Origin of the sequence: Nocardioides terrae (assembly GCF_900112345.1) — a bacterium.
Taxonomy (GTDB): Bacteria; Actinomycetota; Actinomycetes; order Propionibacteriales; family Nocardioidaceae; genus Nocardioides; species Nocardioides terrae.
On record NZ_FOLB01000011.1, the window covers coordinates 97338 to 118013 of the forward strand.

Here is a 20676-nt window from a genome sequence, read left to right on the forward strand (position 1 = left end):
GGACGACGTCGTTACCTTAGGGCCCACCAGTCCGCCACCAAGAACGGGAGAATCGAGAAGTGACCGGACGTCTGTTCACCTCGGAGTCAGTGACCGAGGGTCACCCCGACAAGATCGCTGACCAGATCAGCGACACCGTCCTCGACTACCTGCTCGAGCACGATCCCCGCAGCCGCGTCGCAGTGGAGACGCTGCTGACGACCGGTCTGGTCGTCGTCGCGGGCGAGGTCACCACCGACGCCTACGCGCCGGTGGCCCAGCTGGTCCGCGAGAAGATCCTCGAGATCGGCTACGACTCCTCGGACAAGGGCTTCGACGGCAACTCCTGCGGCGTGCAGGTCGCCATCGGGTCGCAGTCCGCCGACATCGCGCAGGGCGTCGACGACGCCTTCGAGGAGCGCGTCGACGGCTCCGCCGACGAGCTCGACAAGCAGGGCGCGGGCGACCAGGGCCTGATGTTCGGCTACGCCTGCGACGACACCCCCGAGCTCTTCCCGCTGCCGATCAAGATCGCCCAGACGCTGGCCGAGCGGCTCACCGAGGTCCGCAAGAACGGCACGCTCGCCTACCTCCGTCCCGACGGCAAGACCCAGGTCACCATCGAGTACGACGACGAGAACCGCGCCGTCCGCGTCGACACCGTCGTGCTGTCGACCCAGCACGCAGAGGACGTCTCGCAGGACCAGCTGGCCAAGGACATCCAGGTCAACGTGATCGAGCCGGTGCTGGAGCAGTTCCAGGACTCGGTGACCTCCGACGGCGTCAAGCTCTTCATCAACCCGACCGGTCGCTTCGTCGTCGGCGGCCCGATGGGTGACGCCGGCCTGACCGGCCGCAAGATCATCGTCGACACCTACGGCGGGATGGCCCGCCACGGTGGCGGCGCGTTCTCCGGCAAGGACCCGTCGAAGGTCGACCGTTCGGCCGCCTACGCGATGCGCTGGGTCGCCAAGAACATCGTTGCCGCCGGTCTCGCCCGCCGCGCCGAGGTCCAGGTCGCCTACGCGATCGGCAAGGCCCACCCGGTCGGCGTCTTCGTCGAGACCTTCGGCACCGAGACCGTCCCGGTCGAGAAGATCCAGCAGGCGGTGCTCGAGGTCTTCGACCTGCGCCCCGGTGCGATCGTGCGCGACCTCGACCTGCTGCGCCCGATCTACGCCAAGACGGCCGCCTACGGACACTTCGGCCGGGAGCTCCCCGAGTTCACCTGGGAGCGGACCGACCGCGCCGAGGCGCTCAAGGCCGCTGCAGGCAAGTGAGCTGACGTCGTCGAGGGCCGGGTGGACGACCGCCCGGCCCTCGTCGTCTGTCGCGAGGTGACACGCGCCGACCGCTTCTACGAGGACCAGCGATGACTTTGAACCGGATCCCGACCCGCACGAGGGCATGGGCCGCCGCGGTGGCTGTCGTCCTGGTGGCAGGCACGGGCACGTCGGCGGTCGCCGCTCCGCCTCACGCTGCGCCGCCGAGCCCCACGGCCACCGGCACGGACCGGCTGCACCACGACGCGACGTCGTCGCTGGCGACCCGGAGCGACCACGGCCGGCTCCGGTTCGCCGGCGTGCACGGCCACGGCCGCATCGACAACCCCGAGGTCGGTTCCGGGACCGGTGTCCGAGCCGCGGCCCGCGCCCACCTGAAGCGTTACGGCGCCGCCTTCGGCGCCGATCGCGCGGGGACGACGCTTGCCCTCAGCGGCACCACCCGCGCGGTCAGCGGCCAGGACGTGGTCCGCTTCGAGCAGCGGGTCGACGACGTGCCCGTCCTCGGCGCCGACGTGGTCGTCTCGCTCACCGGTGGACGAGACCTCGCCTCGATGAGCGCAGGCCTGAGCTCCGCGGAGCAGGTCGCCGACCCGCAGGTGCCCGAGGCCGACGCCGCGGACGCGGCACGGGTCGTGGCAGCTCGGGCGATCGGCGGCAAGAAGGCTTCCACCACGGGGCTGGAGGTCGCCGGCCAGGGTCGCGCGCTCTTCGACCCCGCCGTCTTCGGCGAGCCGGCGCCCGACGGCGCAAGATCCGGCTGGCGCTTCGAGGTCACCGGCCCGGCCGGCGTACGGCGGTTGGTCCTGGTCGATGACCAGACCGGCGCGCCGCTGCTGAACATCGACGAGAACCAGCAGCTCGACCGGGTCGTGTGCGACAACGGGAACGTGCGGCAGCCGGGCGACGTGCTGTGCCGCTCAAGCTCGAAGTTCAAGAGGACCGAGACGGGTCCGGCGAGCGCGATCCCCGACGTCAACGACGCCTTCACCAACGCCAAGCCGGTCTCGGACCTCTACGCCACGATCGGCGGCCTCGACCTGACCGGCCTGCTCGGGCTGCCGGACACCGCCGGGAGGAAGCACCTGGCCGCGACCGTGCGTTGGTGCTACACCACCGACGGCTGCCCCTATGAGAACGCCTTCTGGGACGGGCAGCAGATGTTCTACGGCGAGGGGTTCGCCGGTGCCGACGACGTCGTCGGCCACGAGATGACCCACGGCGTGATCGATCACTTCTCCCAGCTCTTCTACTGGGGTCAGTCCGGTGCGATCAACGAGTCGCTGGCCGACACGATGGGCGAGATCATCGACCACGTGCACCCGTCGCCCGGTGACTCCGCCACTGACTGGCGGATCGGCGAGGACCTGCCCATCGGTGCGCTGCGCAGCATGTCGGACCCGACGCTCTTCGACCAGCCCGACAGCATGGTGAGCCCCCTCTACACCTCCGACGTCGACACGGGCTACGCCGACAACGGTGGCGTCCACACTGACAGCGGCGTCGGCAACAAGACCGCCTACCTGATCTCGCAGGGCGGCACCTTCAACGGGCAGACGATCACCGGGATCGACGCGGTGGACCCGACGCTGACGAAGACGGCGACGCTCTACCTCGACGTCATCGAGAAGCTCACCTCCGGCAGCGACTACGCAGACCTGGCAACCCGGCTCGATCAGAGCTGCCAGGACTTTCTCACCGCGGGAACCGCCGGCTTCACTCTCGCCGACTGCACCAGCGTCCACGCGGCCACGTTGGCGACGGAGCTGCGCGTTACTCCGCCTGCAGCTGAGCAGCCGGTCGATGCGGCGCAGACGTGCCCCGCCGGCACCGAAACCGCAGTCTTGTTCGACAGCGAGGCCGGTAACCCTGCGTCCTCGTTCACCGCGGGAAGTGGCTGGACGCGCGGCGGATCTCCCATCTGGGGCATTAACGCCACCTCCGGCACGCAGGCCTGGTCGAACACGACCGCCTTTGATTTTTCTGACACGACGCCGTCAGCCTCCTCCCTCACGCTCGCGCAGCCGGTCACGTTGCCCGCCGGGCAAGAGTCCTACCTGTGGTTCCAGGGTTGGTATGTGCTCGACTACGACGCCGACGGGTTCTATGACGGCGGCACGGTTGAGGTCGACCGGACGGACGACGCACTTCCGTTCGCCGATGCCTCCGGTCAACCGTGGGTCAACGGTCCGACAGCGACCCTCTCCGACAGCTACGGCAATCCGGTCGGCGGACGCTTCAGCTTCAGCGGAGACAGCCACGGATGGGTCGCGAGCCGAGTGGATCTCAGCGACCTGGGCGGGCACCCGATCCGGCCACGGTTCACACTCGGCCTCGACAGCAGCTACACCTACGTGGGCTGGTTCCTCGACGACATCCGGATCTACAGCTGCGTCACCTCCGTGGTGAACAGGACCCCTCCCTCGATCAGCGGCTCGGCGGGCTTTGGCGGCACGCTGACGGCGTCGACCGGCACTTGGCTGCCGAGGGTCGACTCCTACGCGTTCCAGTGGCTCCGCGACGGCTCTCCGGTCCCGGGCGCCACCCGGACGACCTACGGCCTCGGGGTCGCCGACGTCGGACGGCGGATCAGCCTGCGGGTCACCGCGCACGCGAGCAGCCTCGGTAACGGGGTCGCCGACAGCGCGCCCACCGCCCCGATCGCGCCCGGCACTATCGCGGCGGCGCGCCCCCGGGTGCGCGGCAAGGCGAAGGTGAAGAAGGTGCTGCATGCGGCCGCGGGCGCCTGGTCGCCGGCCGGCGTGACGCTGTCCTACCAGTGGCTGCGCAACGGCAGGACGATCAAGCGGGCCACCAAGGCGTCGTACAGGCTGACCCGGAAGGACCGCCACAAGCGCATCTCCGTGCGCGTCACCGGCAGCAAGGTCGGCTACCAGAGCGTCGCCGTGACCTCCGGCCGGACCAGGAAGGTCAAGTAGCGCCCGTCTCGGCACCGAGGCCGTCGACCGGTTGTGGACGGCGACCCCCGGGTGTCGGTGGCGCGCTGATAGAAACGGCGGCATGACGACCGACGAGACCACCGAGCAGCACCTCGAGCTGCCCGGGCTCGTCCGCGACAAGGTCGCCGAGGGCCGGGCCAAGGCGCGAGCGACGCGGGCCCGCAAGCAGGCCGAGGCCGAGCCGGCCGCGCACCTCCCGGTGGCGCAGCTGCTGCTCGACCTCCAGCCCGCCCACCTCGACCGCACCTTCGACTACACCGTCCCGGCCAGCATGGCCGAGACAGCCGTCCCCGGCGCGCGCGTCAAGGTCCGCTTCGCCGGCCAGGACGTCGACGGCTTCGTGCTGGCCCGCCTCGACGCCTCGGAGCACGAGGGGCGGCTCTCCCCGCTGAAGCGCGTGGTCAGCGCGGAGCCGGTCCTCAGCCCGGCGATCGCGGGCCTGGCCGCCGACCTCGCCACGCGCTACGCCGGCACCCGGTCGGACGTCCTGCGGCTGGCTGTGCCCCCGCGGCACGCGGCGGTGGAGAAGGAGGCCGCGCCCGCGCCCGTCCCGCCGGCGTGGTTCGAGCCGACCGCCGCGGCGACCGCGTGGGCCGGCCATCAACCGGGCGAGGCGTTCCTGCGCCATCTCGCCGCCGGCGGCTCACCCCGCGCGGTCTGGCACGCCGCGGCGGGCAGCGACTGGGCGGTCCTCCTGGCCCACGCCGTCGCGTCGGTGCGGGCGAGCGGCAGGGGAGCGATCGTCTGCGTCCCCGACGGGAAGGACGTGGCGCGGCTCGCGGCCGCCCTCGACGAGGTGCTCGGCGCCGGGCAGCACGTCGCGCTCACCGCCGACAGCGGCCCGGCCGCGCGCTACCGCTCCTTCCTGGCGGTCAGCCGGGGTGCGGTGCGCGTGGCGATCGGCACCCGGGCGGCAGCGTTCGCGCCGATCCACGACCTGGGCCTGGTCGCGGTGTGGGACGACGGCGACGACCTCCTGGCCGAGCCGCGAGCGCCCTACCCCCACGCCCGGGAGACGCTGCTGCTGCGGGCCGAGCGGGAGGACGCCGCCGCCCTGGTGGGCGGCTTCGCGCGCAGCGTCGAGGCCGAGCAGTTGCTCCGCTCGGGCTGGGCCCGGCAGATCGCGCCCACCCGCACCCTGGCCCGAGAGCGGGTCCTCGTCGGCATCACCGGAGCCAGCGACATCGAGCTCGACCGCGACCCGCTCACCCGTGCGTCCCGGGTGCCGCGCGAGGTCCACCAGGCGGTGCGAGCCGCCCTGACCGAGGGGCCCGTCCTGGTGCAGACGCCCCGGCGGGGCTACGCGGCGGCCCTCGCCTGCGAGCGCTGCCGCACGCCCGCGCGGTGCACCGTCTGCACGGGTCCGCTCCGGCTCACCGGCCCCGCGACGCCCCCGGCCTGCGCGTGGTGCGGCACGGTCGCCGACCACTGGGCCTGTCCGGTGTGCGACCACCGCGGCCTGCGTGCCCCGGTCCTGGGCGACGCGCGCACGGCCGAGGAGCTCGGTCGGGCCTTCCCGGGCGTGCGGGTCGTCACCTCCAGCGGCGATCGGGTGCTGCCGGCGCTGCCGGCAGGTCCGGGCGGCCGGCCGACGATCGTCGTCGCCACACCGGGGGCCGAGCCGGTCGCGACGCCGGGCTACGCCGCCGTCGTACTCCTCGACTCCTGGCTGCTGCTCGGCCGCCCCGACCTGCGCACCGAGGAGGAGGCGCTGCGGCGCTGGAGCAACGCGGTCGGGCTCGCCGCCCCCGGCGGGCGGGCCGTGGTCGTGGGCGACCCCGCCCACCCCGCCCTCCAAGCGCTCGTCCGGTGGGACCAGCCCGGCTTCGCTCGCCGAGAGGCCGAGCAGCGGGCCGAGGCACACCTCCCGCCGGCCTCGCGACTGGCCACGATCAGCGGTGACCCCGGGGCGCTCGACGACGCGCTCACCCTGCTGGCGGCGCCCACCGACGCCGAGGTGCTCGGACCCGTCGCGGTGGGCCCCCCTGATGCCGACCGTTGGCGCGCCGTCGTCCGCGTGCCGCGCGCCGAGGGCGTCGCGCTCTCCCGCGCGCTGCTGGAGCTGCAGCGACTGCGCTCCGCGCGCAAGCTCGACGCGGTCCGCGTCCAGGTCGATCCGCCGACGCTGTGAGCGTTCCCTAGACTGACGCTCATGCCCATCCAGCCCATCCGTCTCTTCGGCGACCCCGTGCTGCGGGCCAAGGCCCAGCCGGTCACCGACTTCGACAAGGAGCTGCGACGGCTCGTCGAGGACCTCACCGACACGATGCTCGAGGCGCCCGGCGCCGGGCTGGCCGCGCCGCAGATCGGGGTCGGGCTCCGCGTCTTCACGTGGTACGTCGACGGCGAGGCCGGCCACCTGGTCAACCCCGACCTCACCCTCTCCGACCAGATCCAGGACGGCGACGAGGGCTGCCTCTCGCTCCCCGGCCTGAAGTACGACTGCCGCCGCGCCCTCTCCGTCGTCGCGCGCGGCTTCAACATGTTCGGCGACCCGGTCCAGATCGAGGGCTCCGAGCTGCTCGCCCGAGCCATCCAGCACGAGACCGACCACCTCGACGGCGTGCTCTTCATCGACCGGCTCGACGACGCCGCACGGAAGGCCGCGATGCGGGAGATCCGCGAGTCCGAGTGGTTCGGCCTGGACAAGCCGACCGTCAAGGTCTCGCCGCACGCGACCCGCGGCTTCGCGCTCTGATGGCGGCCCTCTGATGCGGGTCGCCTTCGCCGGCACGCCCGAGGTGGCGCTGCCGTCCCTGAACGCGATCGCCGCGTCGCGCCACGAACTCGTCGCCGTGATCACCCGGCCCGACGCGCCGGCGGGCCGCGGCCGGCGCCTGGTCGCCAGCCCGGTCGCCCAGCGCGCCGAGGAGCTCGGCATCCCCGTGCTCAAACCCGATCACCCGCGCGACCCCGACTTCCAGGACGAGCTGAAGGCACTCGAGGTGGACTGCGTCGGCGTGGTCGCCTACGGCGCGCTCCTGCCCTCCAGCGCCCTCGACATCCCGACCCACGGGTGGGTCAACCTGCACTTCTCGCTGCTGCCCGAGTGGCGCGGCGCGGCGCCGGTCCAGCACGCGATCTGGGCCGGCGACGAGTTCAGCGGTGCGACCACGTTCCGGATCGTCCCGGCCCTCGACGCCGGCCCGACCTTCGGGGTGATGACCGAGCGGGTCCGTCCGACCGACACCGCGGGCGACCTGCTCGGCCGCCTCGCCGACGGGGGAGCGCAGCTGCTCGTCGCGACCCTCGACGGCATCGAGGACGGCTCGCTGGAGGCGCGCGAGCAGCCGGCCGACGGGATCACCGTCGCGCCGAAGATCACCGTCGAGGACGCGCGGATCGACTGGTCCCGGCCCGCCGTCGCCATCGACCGGCAGATCCGCGCCTGCACGCCGGCGCCCGGCGCCTGGACACTCTTCGGCGGCGAGCGGTTCAAGATCGGGCCGGTCACGGTCGTCGACGCCGACGTACCCGCCGGCGAGGTGCGCGCCACCAAGAGCGAGGTGCTGGTCGGCACCGCCGACGGGGCCGTGCGGCTCGGGCTCGTCAAGCCCACCGGGCGCAAGGAGATGCCGGCCGCCGACTGGGCCAGGGGTGTCACGCTCGCCGACGGGGCTACCTTCGGATCGTGAGCAGACCCGCCACCCCCGACGACATCGGCCGGATCTGCCTGTCGCTGCCGGAGGTCGAGCTCGGCGTCAGCTGGGGCGACCGGCCGACCTACAAGGTCCCGCGCGGCGGCAAGGGCCGCGGCTTCGTCCTCCACCGCGCGCCGCACAAGACGGCGATCGACCCCGCGACGGGCGAGATGTACGACGACCTCCTGGTCATCCGCACGCCGAACGAAGCCGACAAGCTGGCGCTGGTGGCCGACGAGAACCTGCCGTTCTTCACGATCGACCACTTCAACGGCTACAACGCCGTCCTGGTCCAGGAGTCGCGGCTCGACGAGATCACCGAGGACGAGCTGCGCGAGGTCATCGAGGACGCCTGGCGCGCCGTCGCCCCGAAGAAGCTGCTCGAGGAGCTCGATGACTGACCCCCGCAGGCACCGGCGAGCCGGCGGCCGGCCGCCGGGCCGCAAGGGCGGGCGGGCTCCGCTGGACCCGGCCCGGTTGGCCGCCTACGACGTGCTGCGCTCGGTCCGGGTGGACAACGCCTACGCCAACCTGGTGCTGCCGCACGCCCTACGCACCCACGGCCTGACCGGCCGTGACGCCGCGTTCGCGACGGAGCTGGCCGCGGGGACGTTGCGGCAGCAGGGGACCTACGACGCCGTGCTCGCCGCCTGCATCGACCGACCGCTGGCCAAGGTCGAGGCGAAGGTGCTCGACGCGCTGCGCCTGGGCAGCCACCAGCTGCTCGCGATGCGGGTGCCCGACCATGCCGCGATCAGCACGACGGTGGACCTGGTGAAGGCGAAGGTCGGCGTCGGAGCCGGGTCGTTCACCAACGCCGTCCTGCGCCGGGTGTCGCGCCAGCCGCTCGCCGACTGGGTCGTGTCGCTGTCGACCGGTGACGACCACGACCACCTGTCCCTGGCCCACTCCCATCCGCGCTGGATCGTCGACCGGCTCGCCGAGGCGGTGGGCGAGAGCGAGCTCGACGCCCTGCTCGCCGCCGACAACGCCCCGCCTCGGGTCGTCGTGGTCGCCCGTCCCGGTCGTGCGGCCCGCGAGGAGATCCCCGGCGAGCCCACCAGGTTCAGCCCCTACGGCGTCGAGCTGGCCGGCGGCAGCCCCGCCGAGGTGCCCGCCGTCACCGACGGTCGCGCGGGCGTCCAGGACGAAGGCTCACAGCTCGTGGCGCTCGCGACGGCTGACGCTCCGGTCACTGGCTCCGACCGGCTCTGGCTCGACCTGTGCGCCGGCCCGGGCGGGAAGTCGGCGCTGCTCGCCGCGATCGCGGCCGAGCGCGGAGCTCTCCTGGTGGCCAACGAGGCGCAGCCGCACCGGGCCGGACTGGTCCGCCAGAACCTGCGCGGAGCCACCGGGGTCGCGGGCGTCGTCGCCGGCGACGGCACCCGGCCGTCGTACCGACCCTCGACCTTCGACCGCGTCCTCGTCGACGCTCCCTGCACCGGCCTGGGGGCCCTGCGCCGCCGCCCGGAGGCGCGCTGGCGACGGAAGCCCGCCGACCTCGACGCCCTGGTTCCGCTGCAGCGCGGGCTGCTGGCCGGCGCCCTGGAGCTGGTGCGTCCCGGCGGGGTCGTGCTCTATGCGACCTGCTCGCCGGTCCTCGCCGAGACCAGGGGCGTGGTCGAGGCGGTCCTGGCCGAGCACCCGGAGGTCCGGCTCGAGCCGGTGAGCGGCGCCGTGGCCACCGTGCCCGACGCCGACGGTCCGCTGCCCGGCACCGTGCAGCTCTGGCCGCACCGGCACGGGACCGACGCAATGTTCATGGCGCTGCTGCGGCGGAGCTGATCACCGCCAGGCGAGCGCCCCCGCCAGCGCGTCGATGGCCTGCTGGCTGGTGCCGATGGCCATGGGCTGGATCGTCAGGAAGAGGTCGCCGTGGACCGGGCCGACGTAGGTGTGTGCCTTCGCGCCGGGCACATCGGCCCGCGCCGGGTCTGCGAACCCGGCGTGCTCGGAGGCGGGGCGCCAGTTCACCGTCACCATCGCTCCGCCGGTGCTGCAGATCCCCTTCTCGTCCGCGACGAACCACTGGCAGAACCAGCCCTTCGCGCTGACCGTGACCGGCGGCTGCCCGGTGGGCCCGGTCGTGTCCTCCCAGACGATGGGCGTGTGCGGATAGCGGGCGACGTCATCACTCAGCCGCTCGGAGTCCATCGACCTGACCAGGATGACGCTGGTCGCGCGCCGCACGACGACCGTCCCGGTGTCATCGCCGCCGAAGTCGATCGTCTCGCCTACGGCGAGGCCGTCCGCGTTCCTCGGCACCTCCGGCGTGGCAGCCGTCGACACCGCGGTGGCCGTGGGCTCCGATGCGATGGGGACGGAGGGGTCCACGGACCGCGTCTGGCCGCCGCCGGCGATCTGCGTCGCGACGACGGCGACGGCCGCCACCGCGAGCGCGCTGGCGAGTGAGACACCGGCGGTGCGGCGCCGGCGGATCCGGGTGCCGGCCCGCGTGGAGGCGGCGACGAGCCGGTCGAGGTCGGGGTGGACGTCGGCGACGCGGTCGCGCAGCGCCGTACCGATGTGGGCGTCGAAGTCGTTCATGAGCGGGTCCTGTCGGAGAGTGGGTCGAGGAGGGGGCGCAGCCGCTGCAGCGCGCGGCGGGCCCGGGTGCGGACGGCGGTCTCCGTCATCCCGAGGTCGATCGCCACGTCGGCGGTGCTGCGGTCCTCCCAGTAGCGCAGCACCACGACCGCCCGGTCCGTCGCGGACAGGACGGCGAGGGCAGCGAGCAGGTCGAGCCGAGTCTCGTGGTCGACGCCAGGAGCCGCGATCTCCCGGCCGACGGTCAGGTCGACCGGCTTCTCGCTGTTGCGCCGCAGCCGGCGGTGGGAGAGGAACGTGTTGAGCAGCGTCGTCCGTGCATACGCGAGCGGGTTGTCGGCCGCGCTCACCCGGCGCCACGACGCGAACACCTTGGCGTACGTCGCCTGGGTGAGGTCCTCCGCGAGGTGGTGGTCGCCGGTCAGGAGCAGCGCCGCCCGATGCAGCTGGGTGCCCGTGGCCCGCACGAAGTCGGCGAACTCGTCCTGGTTCGTCTTCACGTCACCCTTGACGCCTCGGCCCCGACGCCGCGTTGCACTCATTCGACGACGTGCCTCAGGTAGCGGCGCGGGTCGGCCAGGTAGGCGCGCCAGTGGTCGAAGTCCACGGGTCGACCCTAGGCGAACCGCGAGGACCCCGGAGGAAGCCGGGCTGGGGCCCCCGGACCTACTAGGGTCGTCCTCATGGCGAGCCCCTTCGTCGAGATCGAGGTCGACGACCGCGTCGTCAAGGTCACCAACCCTGAGCGCGTCTACTTCCCGAAGCTCGGCCTCACCAAGCTGGACCTCGTCGACTACTACCTCGCGGTGGGGCCGGGCATCGTCAACGCGCTCTTCGAGCGCCCCTGCATGCTGCACCGCTTCCCGAAGGGGCTGACCGGCGAGCCGGGGGAGAAGGTCCACCAGAAGCGGCTCCCGGCCGGCGCCCCCGACTGGGTGGAGACCGTGCAGCTCTTCTTCCCGCGCTGGAAGCGGACCGCCGACGAGCTGTGCGTCACCGAGCTCGGCGCCGTCGTCTGGGCGGTGCAGATGTCGACCGTGGAGTTCCACCCGTGGAACAGCCGCCGGGAGGACACCGAGAAGCCCGACGAGTGGCGCATCGACCTCGACCCCGGCCCCGACTGCCCCTGGGAGACCGTGCAGCGCGTCGCGGGCGTGGTCCACGAGGTGCTCGACGACGTCGGCGCGGTCGGCTATCCCAAGACCAGCGGCGGCAAGGGGCTGCACGTCTACGTCCGGATCCCGCCCGCCCACGGCTTCCAGGAGGTACGCCGGGCCGCGCTCGCCTTCGCCCGCGAGGTCGAGCGCCGGGCACCGCAGGACGTCACCACCGCCTGGTGGCGCAAGGATCGAGACCCGGCCCAGCTGTTCGTGGACTACAACCAGAACACCCGTGACCACACCATCGCGGCGGCGTACTCCGTCCGAGGCGTCCCGGAGGCACGGGTCTCGACACCCGTCACCTGGGACGAGGTGCCCGACGTCCACCCGGGCGACTTCACGGTCCGGACCGTCCCGGCGCGGTTCGAGAGGATCGGCGACCTGCACCACGACATCGACGAGCACGTCTTCGACATCGCTCCGATCCTGGAGTGGGCCGAGCGCGACGAGAAGGCCGGGCAGGAGATCCCGCCCGAGCCGGAGAGCTGACCGAGAGCTGACCGGGGACGGACCGGCATGCGGCGGGGCCGCTGTGGTCACCGACGCCGGTGACGTCAGCGACCATCGCGAAGGTGCGCCGCGCCGCCCGGGAGCGGTTCGACCACGACCGGCTCCTCCCCGGCCAGGCCGATGCCACGGCCGCCCTGCTCGACGGGCACGACGTGCTGCTGGTGGCGCCGACCGGCGCGGGCAAGTCGCTCGTCTACCAGCTCGCCGGGCTGCTCATCGACGGGCCGACCGTCGTGGTCTCGCCGCTGCTCGCGCTGCAGCACGACCAGATCACCGGCATCGAGGCGTCCGGCGCCGGCGCGCGGGCGGTCCGGATCAGCTCGGCGGAGACCCAGAGCGAGCGCGGCGAGGCGCTCGAGCGGCTTGCCGCGGGCGAGGTCGAGTTCCTGTTCCTCGCACCCGAGCAGCTGGCCAACGCCGAGGTCCTCGAGAAGGTCGCGGCGCTGCGCCCGAGCCTCGTGGCTGTGGACGAGGCGCACTGCGTCTCGGCGTGGGGCCACGACTTCCGGCCCGACTACTTCCGCCTCGGCGACCTGCTCGGCGAGCTCGGCGACCACCGCACGGTGGCGATGACCGCCACCGCCGCGCCCCCGGTCCGCGACGACATCCGCGACCGGCTCCGCCTGCGTGACGCCCGCACGGTCGTCACCGGGTTCGTCCGCGACAACCTGGCGCTGCGCGTGGTCAGGGTCGCCGACGAGAGCAGCCAGCGGCAGGCCGTCCTGGACGCCGTGGCTGCGGCGTCCGGCCCCGGCATCGTCTACTGCCGCACCCGTCCGGCCACCGAGGAGTACGCCGAGCTGCTGGCCGCGCAGGGCCGGACACCGGTCGTCTACCACGCCGGTCTCGGAGGCCGTCGCCGCGACGAGGCGCACCGGCGGTTCATGGCCGACGAGGCCGACCTCGTGGTCGCGACGTCGGCGTTCGGCATGGGCATCGACAAGCCGGACGTCCGCTTCGTCGTGCACGCCCAGATCCCCGAGTCGCCCGACACCTACTACCAGGAGGTCGGCCGGGCCGGCCGCGACGGCGCCCCGGCGGACGGGGTCCTGGTCTACCGGTCCGAGGACCTCGCGCTCGGCCGGTTCTTCTCGGCCGGCCTACCCCGCCGACGTGACGTCGAGACGGTCGTCGCCGCTCGTGGTCGCGTCGCCACGGAGCCCGCGGCCGTGGTGGAGGCCACCGGCTTCGGACGGCGCAAGGCGGGCCGTCTGCTCAACCTGGTCGCCCTGGCCGAGCAGACCGGCGCATCCGAGGCCGACCTGACGTCGACAGCACTCGATCTCGCCGAGTCCCGGCGCAGCCTCGAGCACTCCCGGGTCGACATGATGCGCGCGTACGCCGAGACCGACCGCTGTCGCGCCGACTTCCTCGTCGGCTACTTCGGAGAGGGCGTCGACGAGCGGTGCGGCGTCTGCGACAACTGCCGGGACGGCCGCGCGCCCGACCCCGCCGAGGAGAAGAACGCGCCCTTCCCGACGCAGAGCCGGGTGCGGCACGACGAGTTCGGCGAGGGCGTCGTCACCGACGTCGAGGACGACCGGCTCACGGTGCTCTTCGACGAGGTCGGCTACCGCACGCTGTCGGTCGACCTGGTGACGGAGCAGGGGCTGCTGGCGATCACCGACGGCTGACTGTCGGTGCTCCGCGGCAGGATGGCCGGATGAGCGCCTTCCTCGACCTGCACCGGCCCGGTGACCCCTTCGTGATGCCCAACCCCTGGGACGCCGGCTCCGCCCGCATCCTCGTCTCGCTCGGCGCCCGCGCGCTGGCGACGACCAGCAGCGGCTTCGCCGCCACCCTCGGCCGCCCCGACGGCGGGGTGACCCGCGACGAGGCGATCGCCCACGCCGCGACGATCGCGGCCGCCGTCGACGTCCCGGTCTCCGCCGACCTGGAGAACTGCTTCGCCGACGACCCGGCGGGCGTCGCCGAGACGGTCCGGCTCGCCAAGGAGGCGGGGCTGGCCGGCTGCTCGGTCGAGGACTGGAGCGGCAGCGCGATCTACGACCTCGAGCTCGCCGTCGAGCGGGTCGCGGCGGCCGTGGAGGCGGCCGGTGAGGACTTCGTCGTGACGGCGCGGGCGGAGAACCTGCTCCGCGACCGCGGCCTCGACGACGCCATCACCCGCCTGCAGCGCTTCCAGGAGGCCGGCGCGCCGGTCCTGTTCGCGCCCGGGGCTGCCACCGAGGAGCAGATCACCGCGGTCATCGGCGCCGTCGACCGGCCGGTGAACGTGCTCGCCTTCCCCGACTCGCCGCCGGTGCCGCGTCTCGCCGAGCTCGGGGTGGCCCGCGTCTCCACCGGCGGCGCACTGGCCTTCGCGGCCTACTCGGCACTGGTCGAGTCCGGACGCGAGCTGCTGGGCTCCGGCACCTACGGCTACTGGGCGCTGGCCGGTGCCGGCCGCGCCGTCGTCGCGGACGCCTTCGCACCCCGGGGCGAGCCGACTCCCTAGGATCAGCCGCGTGGGCCACCTCCAGATCACACCGAGCATCCTCAACGCCGACTTCGCCTCGCTGGGGGCCGAAATGGCCCGCATCGGCAGCGCCGACTGGGTCCACGTCGACGTCATGGACAACCACTTCGTGCCCAACCTGACCTTCGGGCCGACCATGGTCGAGGCGCTGAGCCGGTCCACCGAGCTGCCGCTCGACGCCCACCTGATGATCGAGGACCCGGACCGGTGGGCGCCGGGCTACGCGGAGGCCGGGGCGCGCAGCGTCACCTTCCACGTCGAGGCGGCCAAGGCGCCCGTACGGCTCGCGCGTGAGATCCGCGCGCAGGGCGCGCGGGCCAGCATGGCGCTCAAGCCGGCCACCCCCATCGAGCCGTACGCCGACCTGCTGCCCGAGCTCGACATGGTGCTCCTGATGACGGTCGAGCCCGGGTTCGGCGGCCAGAAGTTCCTCGACCTGTGCCTGCCCAAGATCCGCCGCACGCGTGAGCTCATCGCCCGGACGGGCGGCGACATCTGGCTCCAGGTCGACGGCGGCGTCAGTCTCGACACGATCGGGCGGTGCGCCGAGGCCGGCGCCGACGTGTTCGTGGCCGGCTCCGCGGTCTACTCCGCCGACGACCCCGACGCGATGGTGACGGCGCTGCGCGAGGCGGCGGCCCGCGCGGCGGGTCCCGCCTGACGAAGATCACAGGCCCGTTCCGCGGGCGCGGTGGCATACTCGTCCCAGACGAGTGAACAACTCGCGTGCTCTGGGGTCGGTGTAATTCCGAACCGGCGGTGACAGTCCGCGACCCGGTGACAGCCAGTCACCGGTTGACCAGGTGGAAATCCTGGACCGACGGTGAAAGTCCGGATGGGAAGCGCACGCACCTGCTCCTCGCCGCAGCCCTCCCCACCGGAGGTCTCGGCCCGGCGCACGCTGTCAGGCCCCAGGGTCCGCGAAAACCGGACTGAAGGGGCCTTCTCCATGTCAGCGGAGACTGAGGACCAGCGCCGCACCGAGCGCGCGGCGATGCACCGCGCCCTCGAGCTCGCGGCCGCCCCCGGCGTCCCGCCCTGGCCGAACCCCCGGGTCGGTTGCGTCCTGCTCGATGCCGACGGCCGCACGGTCGCCGAGGGCCACCATCGCGGGGCCGGAACCCCTCACGCCGAGGCCGCCGCGCTCACAGCCGCCGGTGGTCGCGCCCGCGGTACGACGGCCGTGGTCACCCTGGAGCCGTGCGACCACCACGGTCGGACCGGGCCCTGCTCGGAGGCGCTGGTCGCGGCCGCCGTACGGCGGGTGGTCTATGCACAGGCCGACCCGAACCCCGTCGCCGCAGGCGGCGCGGAGCGGCTGCGGGCGGCGGGCATCGAGGTCGAGGCGGGGCTGCTCGCCGACGACGCGCGTGCCCTCAACGCCGTGTGGACCCGGGCGACGGAGCTGCAGCGGCCGTTCGTGACCTGGAAGTTCGCCACGACGCTGGACGGTCGCAGCGCGGCCGCGGACGGCACCAGCAGATGGGTCTCCTCGACGGCCGCGCGGCGCGACACGCACAGGCTCCGGGCGCTCAGCGACACGATGCTGGTCGGCAGCAACACGGTCGCCGTCGACGACCCGGAGCTCACCGTCCGCGACGACCGCGACCAGCCGGTCGGCCGCCAGCCGCTGCGCGCCGTGATGGGCCTGCGCGACCTGCCGCCGGCCAAGCGGATCTTCAACGACCGGGCCGAGACGCTGCACCTGCGCACCCGCGACCCTCACGAGGCGCTCGAGGAGCTCTGGTCCCGCGACCGCCGGCACGTGTTCCTGGAGGGCGGCCCCACGCTGGCCGCCGCCTTCCTCCGTGCCGGCCTGGTCGACGAGATCGTCGTCTACGTCGCCCCGATGCTGCTCGGAAGCGGCCGCAACGCCATCGCCGACCTGGGCCTCGGCACCATCGCCGACGCCCTCCGGCCCACGGTCACCGACGTGACCGTGCTGCCCGCCGCCCCTGACGTCGCGGGGGAGGAGCCGAACGTCCGGCTCACCCTCCGGCCGACCTTCGGGGACGACCCGACCACCGCAGAAGGCAGGGACTAGATGTTCACCGGGATCGTCGAGGAGCTCGGCACGGTCGCGTCGCTGGAGGACCAGGGCGACGCGCTCCGGCTCACCATCGCCGCGAGCACGGTGCTCGAGGACGTCAAGCACGGAGACTCGATCGCCGTCAACGGCTGCTGCCTGACGGTGACCGAGGTGTCGACAGGCTCGACCGGGGGGTCCAGCACCTGGACCGCCGACGTCATGCAGGAGACCCTCGACAAGACCTCGCTGCGCGGGGTCGCGCCGGGCGACGTCGTCAACCTGGAGCGGGCGGTGACCCCGCAGACCCGGCTCGGCGGCCACATCGTCCAGGGCCACGTCGACGGGGTCGGCACCATCCTCGAGCGGACGCCGAGCGAGCACTGGGAGGTCGTGGCGATCTCGCTGCCCGCGGAGCTGGCCCGCTACGTCGTCGACAAGGGCTCGATCGCCGTCGACGGGGTCAGCCTGACCGTCGTCAGCGCAGGGGAGGACCGCTTCACGGTCAGCCTCATCCCCGAGACCCTCGCCCGCACCACGCTGGGCCGCAAGCGGGACGGCGACCTCGTGAACCTCGAGACCGACATCATCGCCAAGCACGTCGAGAGGCTGCTCGGCACGAACGGGGGAGCCCGATGACGCAGCCCAGCCAGCACGAGGGGATCCGGCTCGACGGCGTCGAGCGGGCGATCGCCGACATCGCGGCCGGCCGGGCGGTCGTGGTCGTCGACGACGAGAGCCGGGAGAACGAGGGCGACATCGTCTTCGCCGCGAGCCTGGCGACGCCGGAGCTGATGGCCTTCACCATCCGGCACAGCAGTGGCGTGATCTGCGTGCCGATGGCCGGCGATCTGCTCGACCGGCTCGACATCCCGCTGATGACGCCGCACAACACCGACCCGCACCGCACGGCGTACACCGTCACGGTCGACGCCCGCGACGGTGTGTCCACGGGCATCTCGGCCGCGGACCGCGCGCACACCGCCCGGCTGCTGGCCGACCCGACGACCACCCCCCACGAGCTCACCCGGCCGGGCCATGTCTTCCCGCTGCGCTACCGCGAGGGCGGTGTGCTCGTCCGCCGCGGCCACACCGAGGCCGCCGTCGACCTCGCCCGGCTGGCCGGGCTGGAGGAGGCGGGCGTCCTGGTCGAGGTCGTCAACGACGACGGCACCATGAAGCGCGCCCCCGAGCTGCGCGAGTTCGCCGACGAGCACGGGCTGGCGATGATCTCCATCGAGCAGCTGGTCAGCTTCCGCCGCCGCCACGACGTCCTCGTCGACCGGGCGGCCGAGACCCGGCTGCCCACGGCGTACGGCGACTTCGCCGCCTACGGCTACCGTATCGCGGTCGACGGCTCCGAGCACGTCGCCCTCGTGCACGGCGACGTGTCGGGCGACGCTCCGGTGCTGACGCGGGTGCACTCGGAGTGCTTGACCGGCGACGTCTTCGGCAGCCGGCGCTGCGACTGCGGGCCGCAGCTGGAGGAGAGCCTGCGGCTGATCGCCGAGGAGGGGCGCGGCATCGTCGTCTACCTGCGCGGCCACGAGGGCCGGGGGATCGGCCTGGTCGCCAAGCTGCAGGCCTACCAGCTCCAGGACGGCGGGCGGGACACCGTCGACGCCAACCTCGACCTGGGCCTGCCCGCCGACGCGCGCCACTACGCTGCCGCCACACAGATCCTGCGCGACCTCGGCGTCGGCTCGGTGCGGCTGCTCACCAACAACCCCGAGAAGGTCGCCGCGCTCGAGGAGTACGGCGTCCGGGTGGCCGAGCGGGTCGCGCTGACGCCGCGCCCCAACGACCACAACATCGCCTACCTGCTGACCAAACGCGACAGGATGGGCCACGTCCTTCCCGATCTCGACCTAGGAGCGACCTCATGAGCGGCGCCGGAGCACCCCAGACCCAGGCCATCGACTGCCACGACCTCCGGGTCGCGCTCGTCGCCGCCAGCTGGCACGAGCACGTCATGGACGGGCTGATCGCCGGGGCGCAGCGTGCCTTCGCCGAGCACCGCGTCGAGGCGCCGGTGGTCACCCGCGTGCCGGGCACCTTCGAGCTGCCGGTCGTCGCCAGCGCCCTCGCGCAGCACGGCTTCGACGCGGTCGTGGCGCTCGGCGTGGTGATCAGGGGCGGCACGCCGCACTTCGACTACGTCTGCAGCGCGGCCACCGATGGGCTCACCCGGGTCGCGCTCGACCACACGGTCGCGGTCGGGTTCGGCGTGCTCACCTGCGACGACGAGGCGCAGGCCCTCGACCGGGCCGGCCTCGAGGGCTCCAGCGAGGACAAGGGGTACGAGGCCGCCGCCGCCGCGCTGCAGACCGCCCAGACGCTCAAGCGGATCCGCAGCAAGGTCTGAGGGCGGCTCCCGCAGGCCGCCGGTCCCAGACCTGGGACCGAGTCGAGCCGCGCGCCGGTCACCGCCTAGGCTGGTGGCCCGTGAAGACGTTCGAACAGCTCTGGGCCGAGCTCTCCGACAAGGCCCAGAACCGACCCGCAGGATCCGGCACTGTCGCGCAGCTCGACGCCGGGGTCCATGCGATCGGCAAGAAGCTGGTCGAGGAGGCCGCCGAGTCGTGGATGGCGGCCGAGCACGAGGGCAAGGACGCGGCGGCGCTGGAGATCAGCCAGCTGCTCTACCACGCCCAGGTGCTGATGCTCGCGACCGGACTCGAGCTCGACGACGTCTACGCCCACCTGTGAGGAACTGATGGTCTCGACAAGCTCGACCACCGAGAACGCGAGCCCGACCAGCGGGAACGGTGCCAACCCCGGCTACCTGCGCATCGCGGTGCCCAACAAGGGCGCGCTCTCCGAGGCGGCGTCGACGATGCTGCGCGAGGCGGGCTACCGCCAGCGCGACGACAGCAAGCGCCTCACCCTGATCGACGACGACAACGGTGTGGAGTTCTTCTACCTGCGCCCGCGCGACATCGCGCTCTACGTCGGCGAGGGCACCCTCGACATCGGCATCACCGGCCGCGACCTGCTGCACGACTCCGGGGCCAAGGCGGACGAGGCGCTCCCGCTCGGCTTCGGTCGCAGCCGCTTCCGCTTCGCCGGCCCGGCCGGCTCCTACACCAGCGTCGAGGACCTGGCGGGCAAGCGGATCGCCACGTCGTACGCCGGCATCGTCGACGCCTTCCTGCAGCAGCGGGGGATCGAGGCGACCGTCACGCGGCTCGACGGGGCGGTCGAGTCCTCGATCCAGCTCGGTGTCGCCGACGTCATCGCCGACGTGGTCGAGACCGGGTCGACGCTGCGGCAGGCCGGGCTGGAGATCTTCGGCGACACGATCCTCGAGTCCGAGGCCGTCGTCATCACGTGTGCGCGCCGGGAGGCGCCCTCGGCGTTCGAGACGTTCCGGCGTCGGATCGAGGGCGTCCTGGTGGCGCGCAGCTACGTGATGATGGACTACGACATCCGCGCCCAGGACGTGCCCGCCGCCACCGAGCTCGCGCCCGGCCTGGAGGGCCCCACCGTGAGCCCGCTCCACCGCGAGGGCTGGGTCGCCGTTCGCGTCATGGTCCCGCGGGAGGGCTCGCAGAAGCTGATGGACGACCTCTGGGCGATCGGCGCCCGCGCGATCCTGCTGACCGACATCCATGCCTGCCGACTCTGAGCCCACGGGGCGGCCGGTGCTGCCGAAGACCTACCGCCCGCTCGGCCCCCGCATCGTCGCGGTCGTCCTGGTGGTCGGGCTGCTCGTGGTCTGCGTGACGGCGTGGTTCGCCTTCCCGCAGAGCACCCGCGACGCCTTCACCCTCTTCCAACGGATCACGATGGCGATCATCACCCTGATGATCCTGGCCTGCGTGCACGCGTTGACCCGCTCGCGGGTCACCGCGGAGCAGGACCGGCTGGTCGTCGTCAACGGCTACCGTCGGCGTGACCTGGCCTGGGCGCAGATCGTCGCGGTCCGGATGCCGCCGGGTGCCCCGTGGGCCAGGCTCGACCTGGCCGACGGGTCCGAGATCTCCGCGATGGGCATCCAGGGCTCCGACGGGGCCATGGCCAAGGACGCCGTCCGCGAGCTGCGCCGGCTCCTCGCCCAGCTGAGCTGAGCAGACCGGCCCGGGCGGCGA

The 20676-nt window shown here is 73.0% G+C and carries 20 protein-coding genes and 1 riboswitch; of the genes, 18 read left to right on the plus strand and 2 right to left on the minus strand.

Translation table 11 applies throughout. The features are described from left to right. Positions 1-59 precede the first annotated feature (59 nt). From metK to BM236_RS14780, 7 genes are all read left to right on the plus strand, one after another. The gene (metK, locus tag BM236_RS14750) at positions 60-1259 is read left to right on the plus strand and encodes a methionine adenosyltransferase (RefSeq protein WP_091125236.1); all 1200 of its coding nucleotides are present in this window, start codon (positions 60-62) and stop codon (positions 1257-1259) included. Positions 1260-1351: 92 nt separating this feature from the next. Next, positions 1352-4201: a M4 family metallopeptidase gene (locus BM236_RS14755; RefSeq protein WP_091125239.1), complete on the plus strand. Its 2850-nt coding sequence runs from the start codon at positions 1352-1354 to the stop codon at positions 4199-4201. 82 nt (positions 4202-4283) lie between these two features. After that, the gene (locus BM236_RS14760; protein WP_091125241.1) at positions 4284-6353 is read left to right on the plus strand and encodes a primosomal protein N'; all 2070 of its coding nucleotides are present in this window, start codon (positions 4284-4286) and stop codon (positions 6351-6353) included. Positions 6354-6374: 21 nt separating this feature from the next. Then, positions 6375-6920, plus strand: a complete 546-nt coding sequence (gene def / locus BM236_RS14765) for a peptide deformylase (protein ID WP_091125243.1) — start codon at positions 6375-6377, stop codon at positions 6918-6920. A 13-nt stretch (positions 6921-6933) separates the two neighbouring features. Next, the gene (gene fmt, locus BM236_RS14770; protein WP_091125245.1) at positions 6934-7857 is read left to right on the plus strand and encodes a methionyl-tRNA formyltransferase; all 924 of its coding nucleotides are present in this window, start codon (positions 6934-6936) and stop codon (positions 7855-7857) included. Then, positions 7854-8264: an MmcQ/YjbR family DNA-binding protein gene (locus BM236_RS14775; protein ID WP_217645355.1), complete on the plus strand. Its 411-nt coding sequence runs from the start codon at positions 7854-7856 to the stop codon at positions 8262-8264. Before fmt ends, BM236_RS14775 begins: the two co-directional genes overlap by 4 nt. Then, a complete protein-coding gene (locus tag BM236_RS14780) occupies positions 8257-9648 on the plus strand; it encodes an RsmB/NOP family class I SAM-dependent RNA methyltransferase (protein WP_091125247.1) in 1392 nt (463 codons plus the stop codon). The genes BM236_RS14775 and BM236_RS14780 overlap by 8 nt, the downstream gene beginning before the upstream one ends. Here the strand turns inward: BM236_RS14780 and BM236_RS14785 are convergent, their stop codons facing one another. Both BM236_RS14785 and BM236_RS14790 read right to left on the minus strand, forming a co-directional pair. Further along, positions 9649-10410, minus strand: coding sequence for a hypothetical protein (locus BM236_RS14785; RefSeq protein WP_091125249.1), 762 nt, complete (start codon positions 10408-10410; stop codon positions 9649-9651). Further along, on the minus strand, positions 10407-10910 hold the full coding sequence (locus BM236_RS14790) for a SigE family RNA polymerase sigma factor (protein ID WP_217645356.1): 504 nt from the start codon (positions 10908-10910) through the stop codon (positions 10407-10409). Before BM236_RS14790 ends, BM236_RS14785 begins: the two co-directional genes overlap by 4 nt. Before the next feature lie 183 nt (positions 10911-11093). Here BM236_RS14790 and ligD point away from each other — a divergent pair, with 183 nt between their 5' ends. The 11 genes from ligD (at position 11094) to BM236_RS14845 (ending at position 20655) form a co-directional block, all read left to right on the plus strand. After that, the gene (gene ligD / locus BM236_RS14795) at positions 11094-12059 is read left to right on the plus strand and encodes a non-homologous end-joining DNA ligase (RefSeq protein WP_091125256.1); all 966 of its coding nucleotides are present in this window, start codon (positions 11094-11096) and stop codon (positions 12057-12059) included. A 59-nt stretch (positions 12060-12118) separates the two neighbouring features. Continuing rightward, positions 12119-13714: a RecQ family ATP-dependent DNA helicase gene (locus BM236_RS14800; RefSeq protein WP_217645357.1), complete on the plus strand. Its 1596-nt coding sequence runs from the start codon at positions 12119-12121 to the stop codon at positions 13712-13714. Positions 13715-13743: 29 nt separating this feature from the next. Next, positions 13744-14538 carry an isocitrate lyase/PEP mutase family protein gene (locus BM236_RS14805; RefSeq protein ID WP_091125259.1) on the plus strand — a complete coding sequence of 265 codons (795 nt, stop codon included), beginning with the start codon at positions 13744-13746 and terminating at the stop codon, positions 14536-14538. A gap of 73 nt (positions 14539-14611) precedes the next feature. Further along, the gene (gene rpe, locus BM236_RS14810; RefSeq protein WP_425434204.1) at positions 14612-15220 is read left to right on the plus strand and encodes a ribulose-phosphate 3-epimerase; all 609 of its coding nucleotides are present in this window, start codon (positions 14612-14614) and stop codon (positions 15218-15220) included. Between the two features lie 61 nt (positions 15221-15281). Continuing rightward, a riboswitch (FMN riboswitch) is annotated at positions 15282-15411 on the plus strand. A 97-nt stretch (positions 15412-15508) separates the two neighbouring features. Continuing rightward, positions 15509-16603, plus strand: a complete 1095-nt coding sequence (ribD, locus tag BM236_RS14815) for a bifunctional diaminohydroxyphosphoribosylaminopyrimidine deaminase/5-amino-6-(5-phosphoribosylamino)uracil reductase RibD (protein ID WP_245750349.1) — start codon at positions 15509-15511, stop codon at positions 16601-16603. Continuing rightward, on the plus strand, positions 16604-17224 hold the full coding sequence (locus BM236_RS14820) for a riboflavin synthase (RefSeq protein WP_091125263.1): 621 nt from the start codon (positions 16604-16606) through the stop codon (positions 17222-17224). It begins immediately after the preceding gene. Then, on the plus strand, positions 17221-18471 hold the full coding sequence (locus tag BM236_RS14825; RefSeq protein WP_091125265.1) for a bifunctional 3,4-dihydroxy-2-butanone-4-phosphate synthase/GTP cyclohydrolase II: 1251 nt from the start codon (positions 17221-17223) through the stop codon (positions 18469-18471). The genes BM236_RS14820 and BM236_RS14825 overlap by 4 nt, the downstream gene beginning before the upstream one ends. Next, on the plus strand, positions 18468-18950 hold the full coding sequence (gene ribH / locus BM236_RS14830; RefSeq protein ID WP_091125268.1) for a 6,7-dimethyl-8-ribityllumazine synthase: 483 nt from the start codon (positions 18468-18470) through the stop codon (positions 18948-18950). Before BM236_RS14825 ends, ribH begins: the two co-directional genes overlap by 4 nt. Positions 18951-19030: 80 nt before the next feature. Then, positions 19031-19294 carry a phosphoribosyl-ATP diphosphatase gene (locus BM236_RS14835; RefSeq protein WP_091125269.1) on the plus strand — a complete coding sequence of 88 codons (264 nt, stop codon included), beginning with the start codon at positions 19031-19033 and terminating at the stop codon, positions 19292-19294. 7 nt (positions 19295-19301) lie between these two features. Continuing rightward, positions 19302-20213: an ATP phosphoribosyltransferase gene (gene hisG / locus BM236_RS14840; protein WP_091125272.1), complete on the plus strand. Its 912-nt coding sequence runs from the start codon at positions 19302-19304 to the stop codon at positions 20211-20213. Continuing rightward, a complete protein-coding gene (locus BM236_RS14845) occupies positions 20197-20655 on the plus strand; it encodes a PH domain-containing protein (RefSeq protein WP_091125274.1) in 459 nt (152 codons plus the stop codon). The genes hisG and BM236_RS14845 overlap by 17 nt, the downstream gene beginning before the upstream one ends. Positions 20656-20676: the final 21 nt, after the last annotated feature.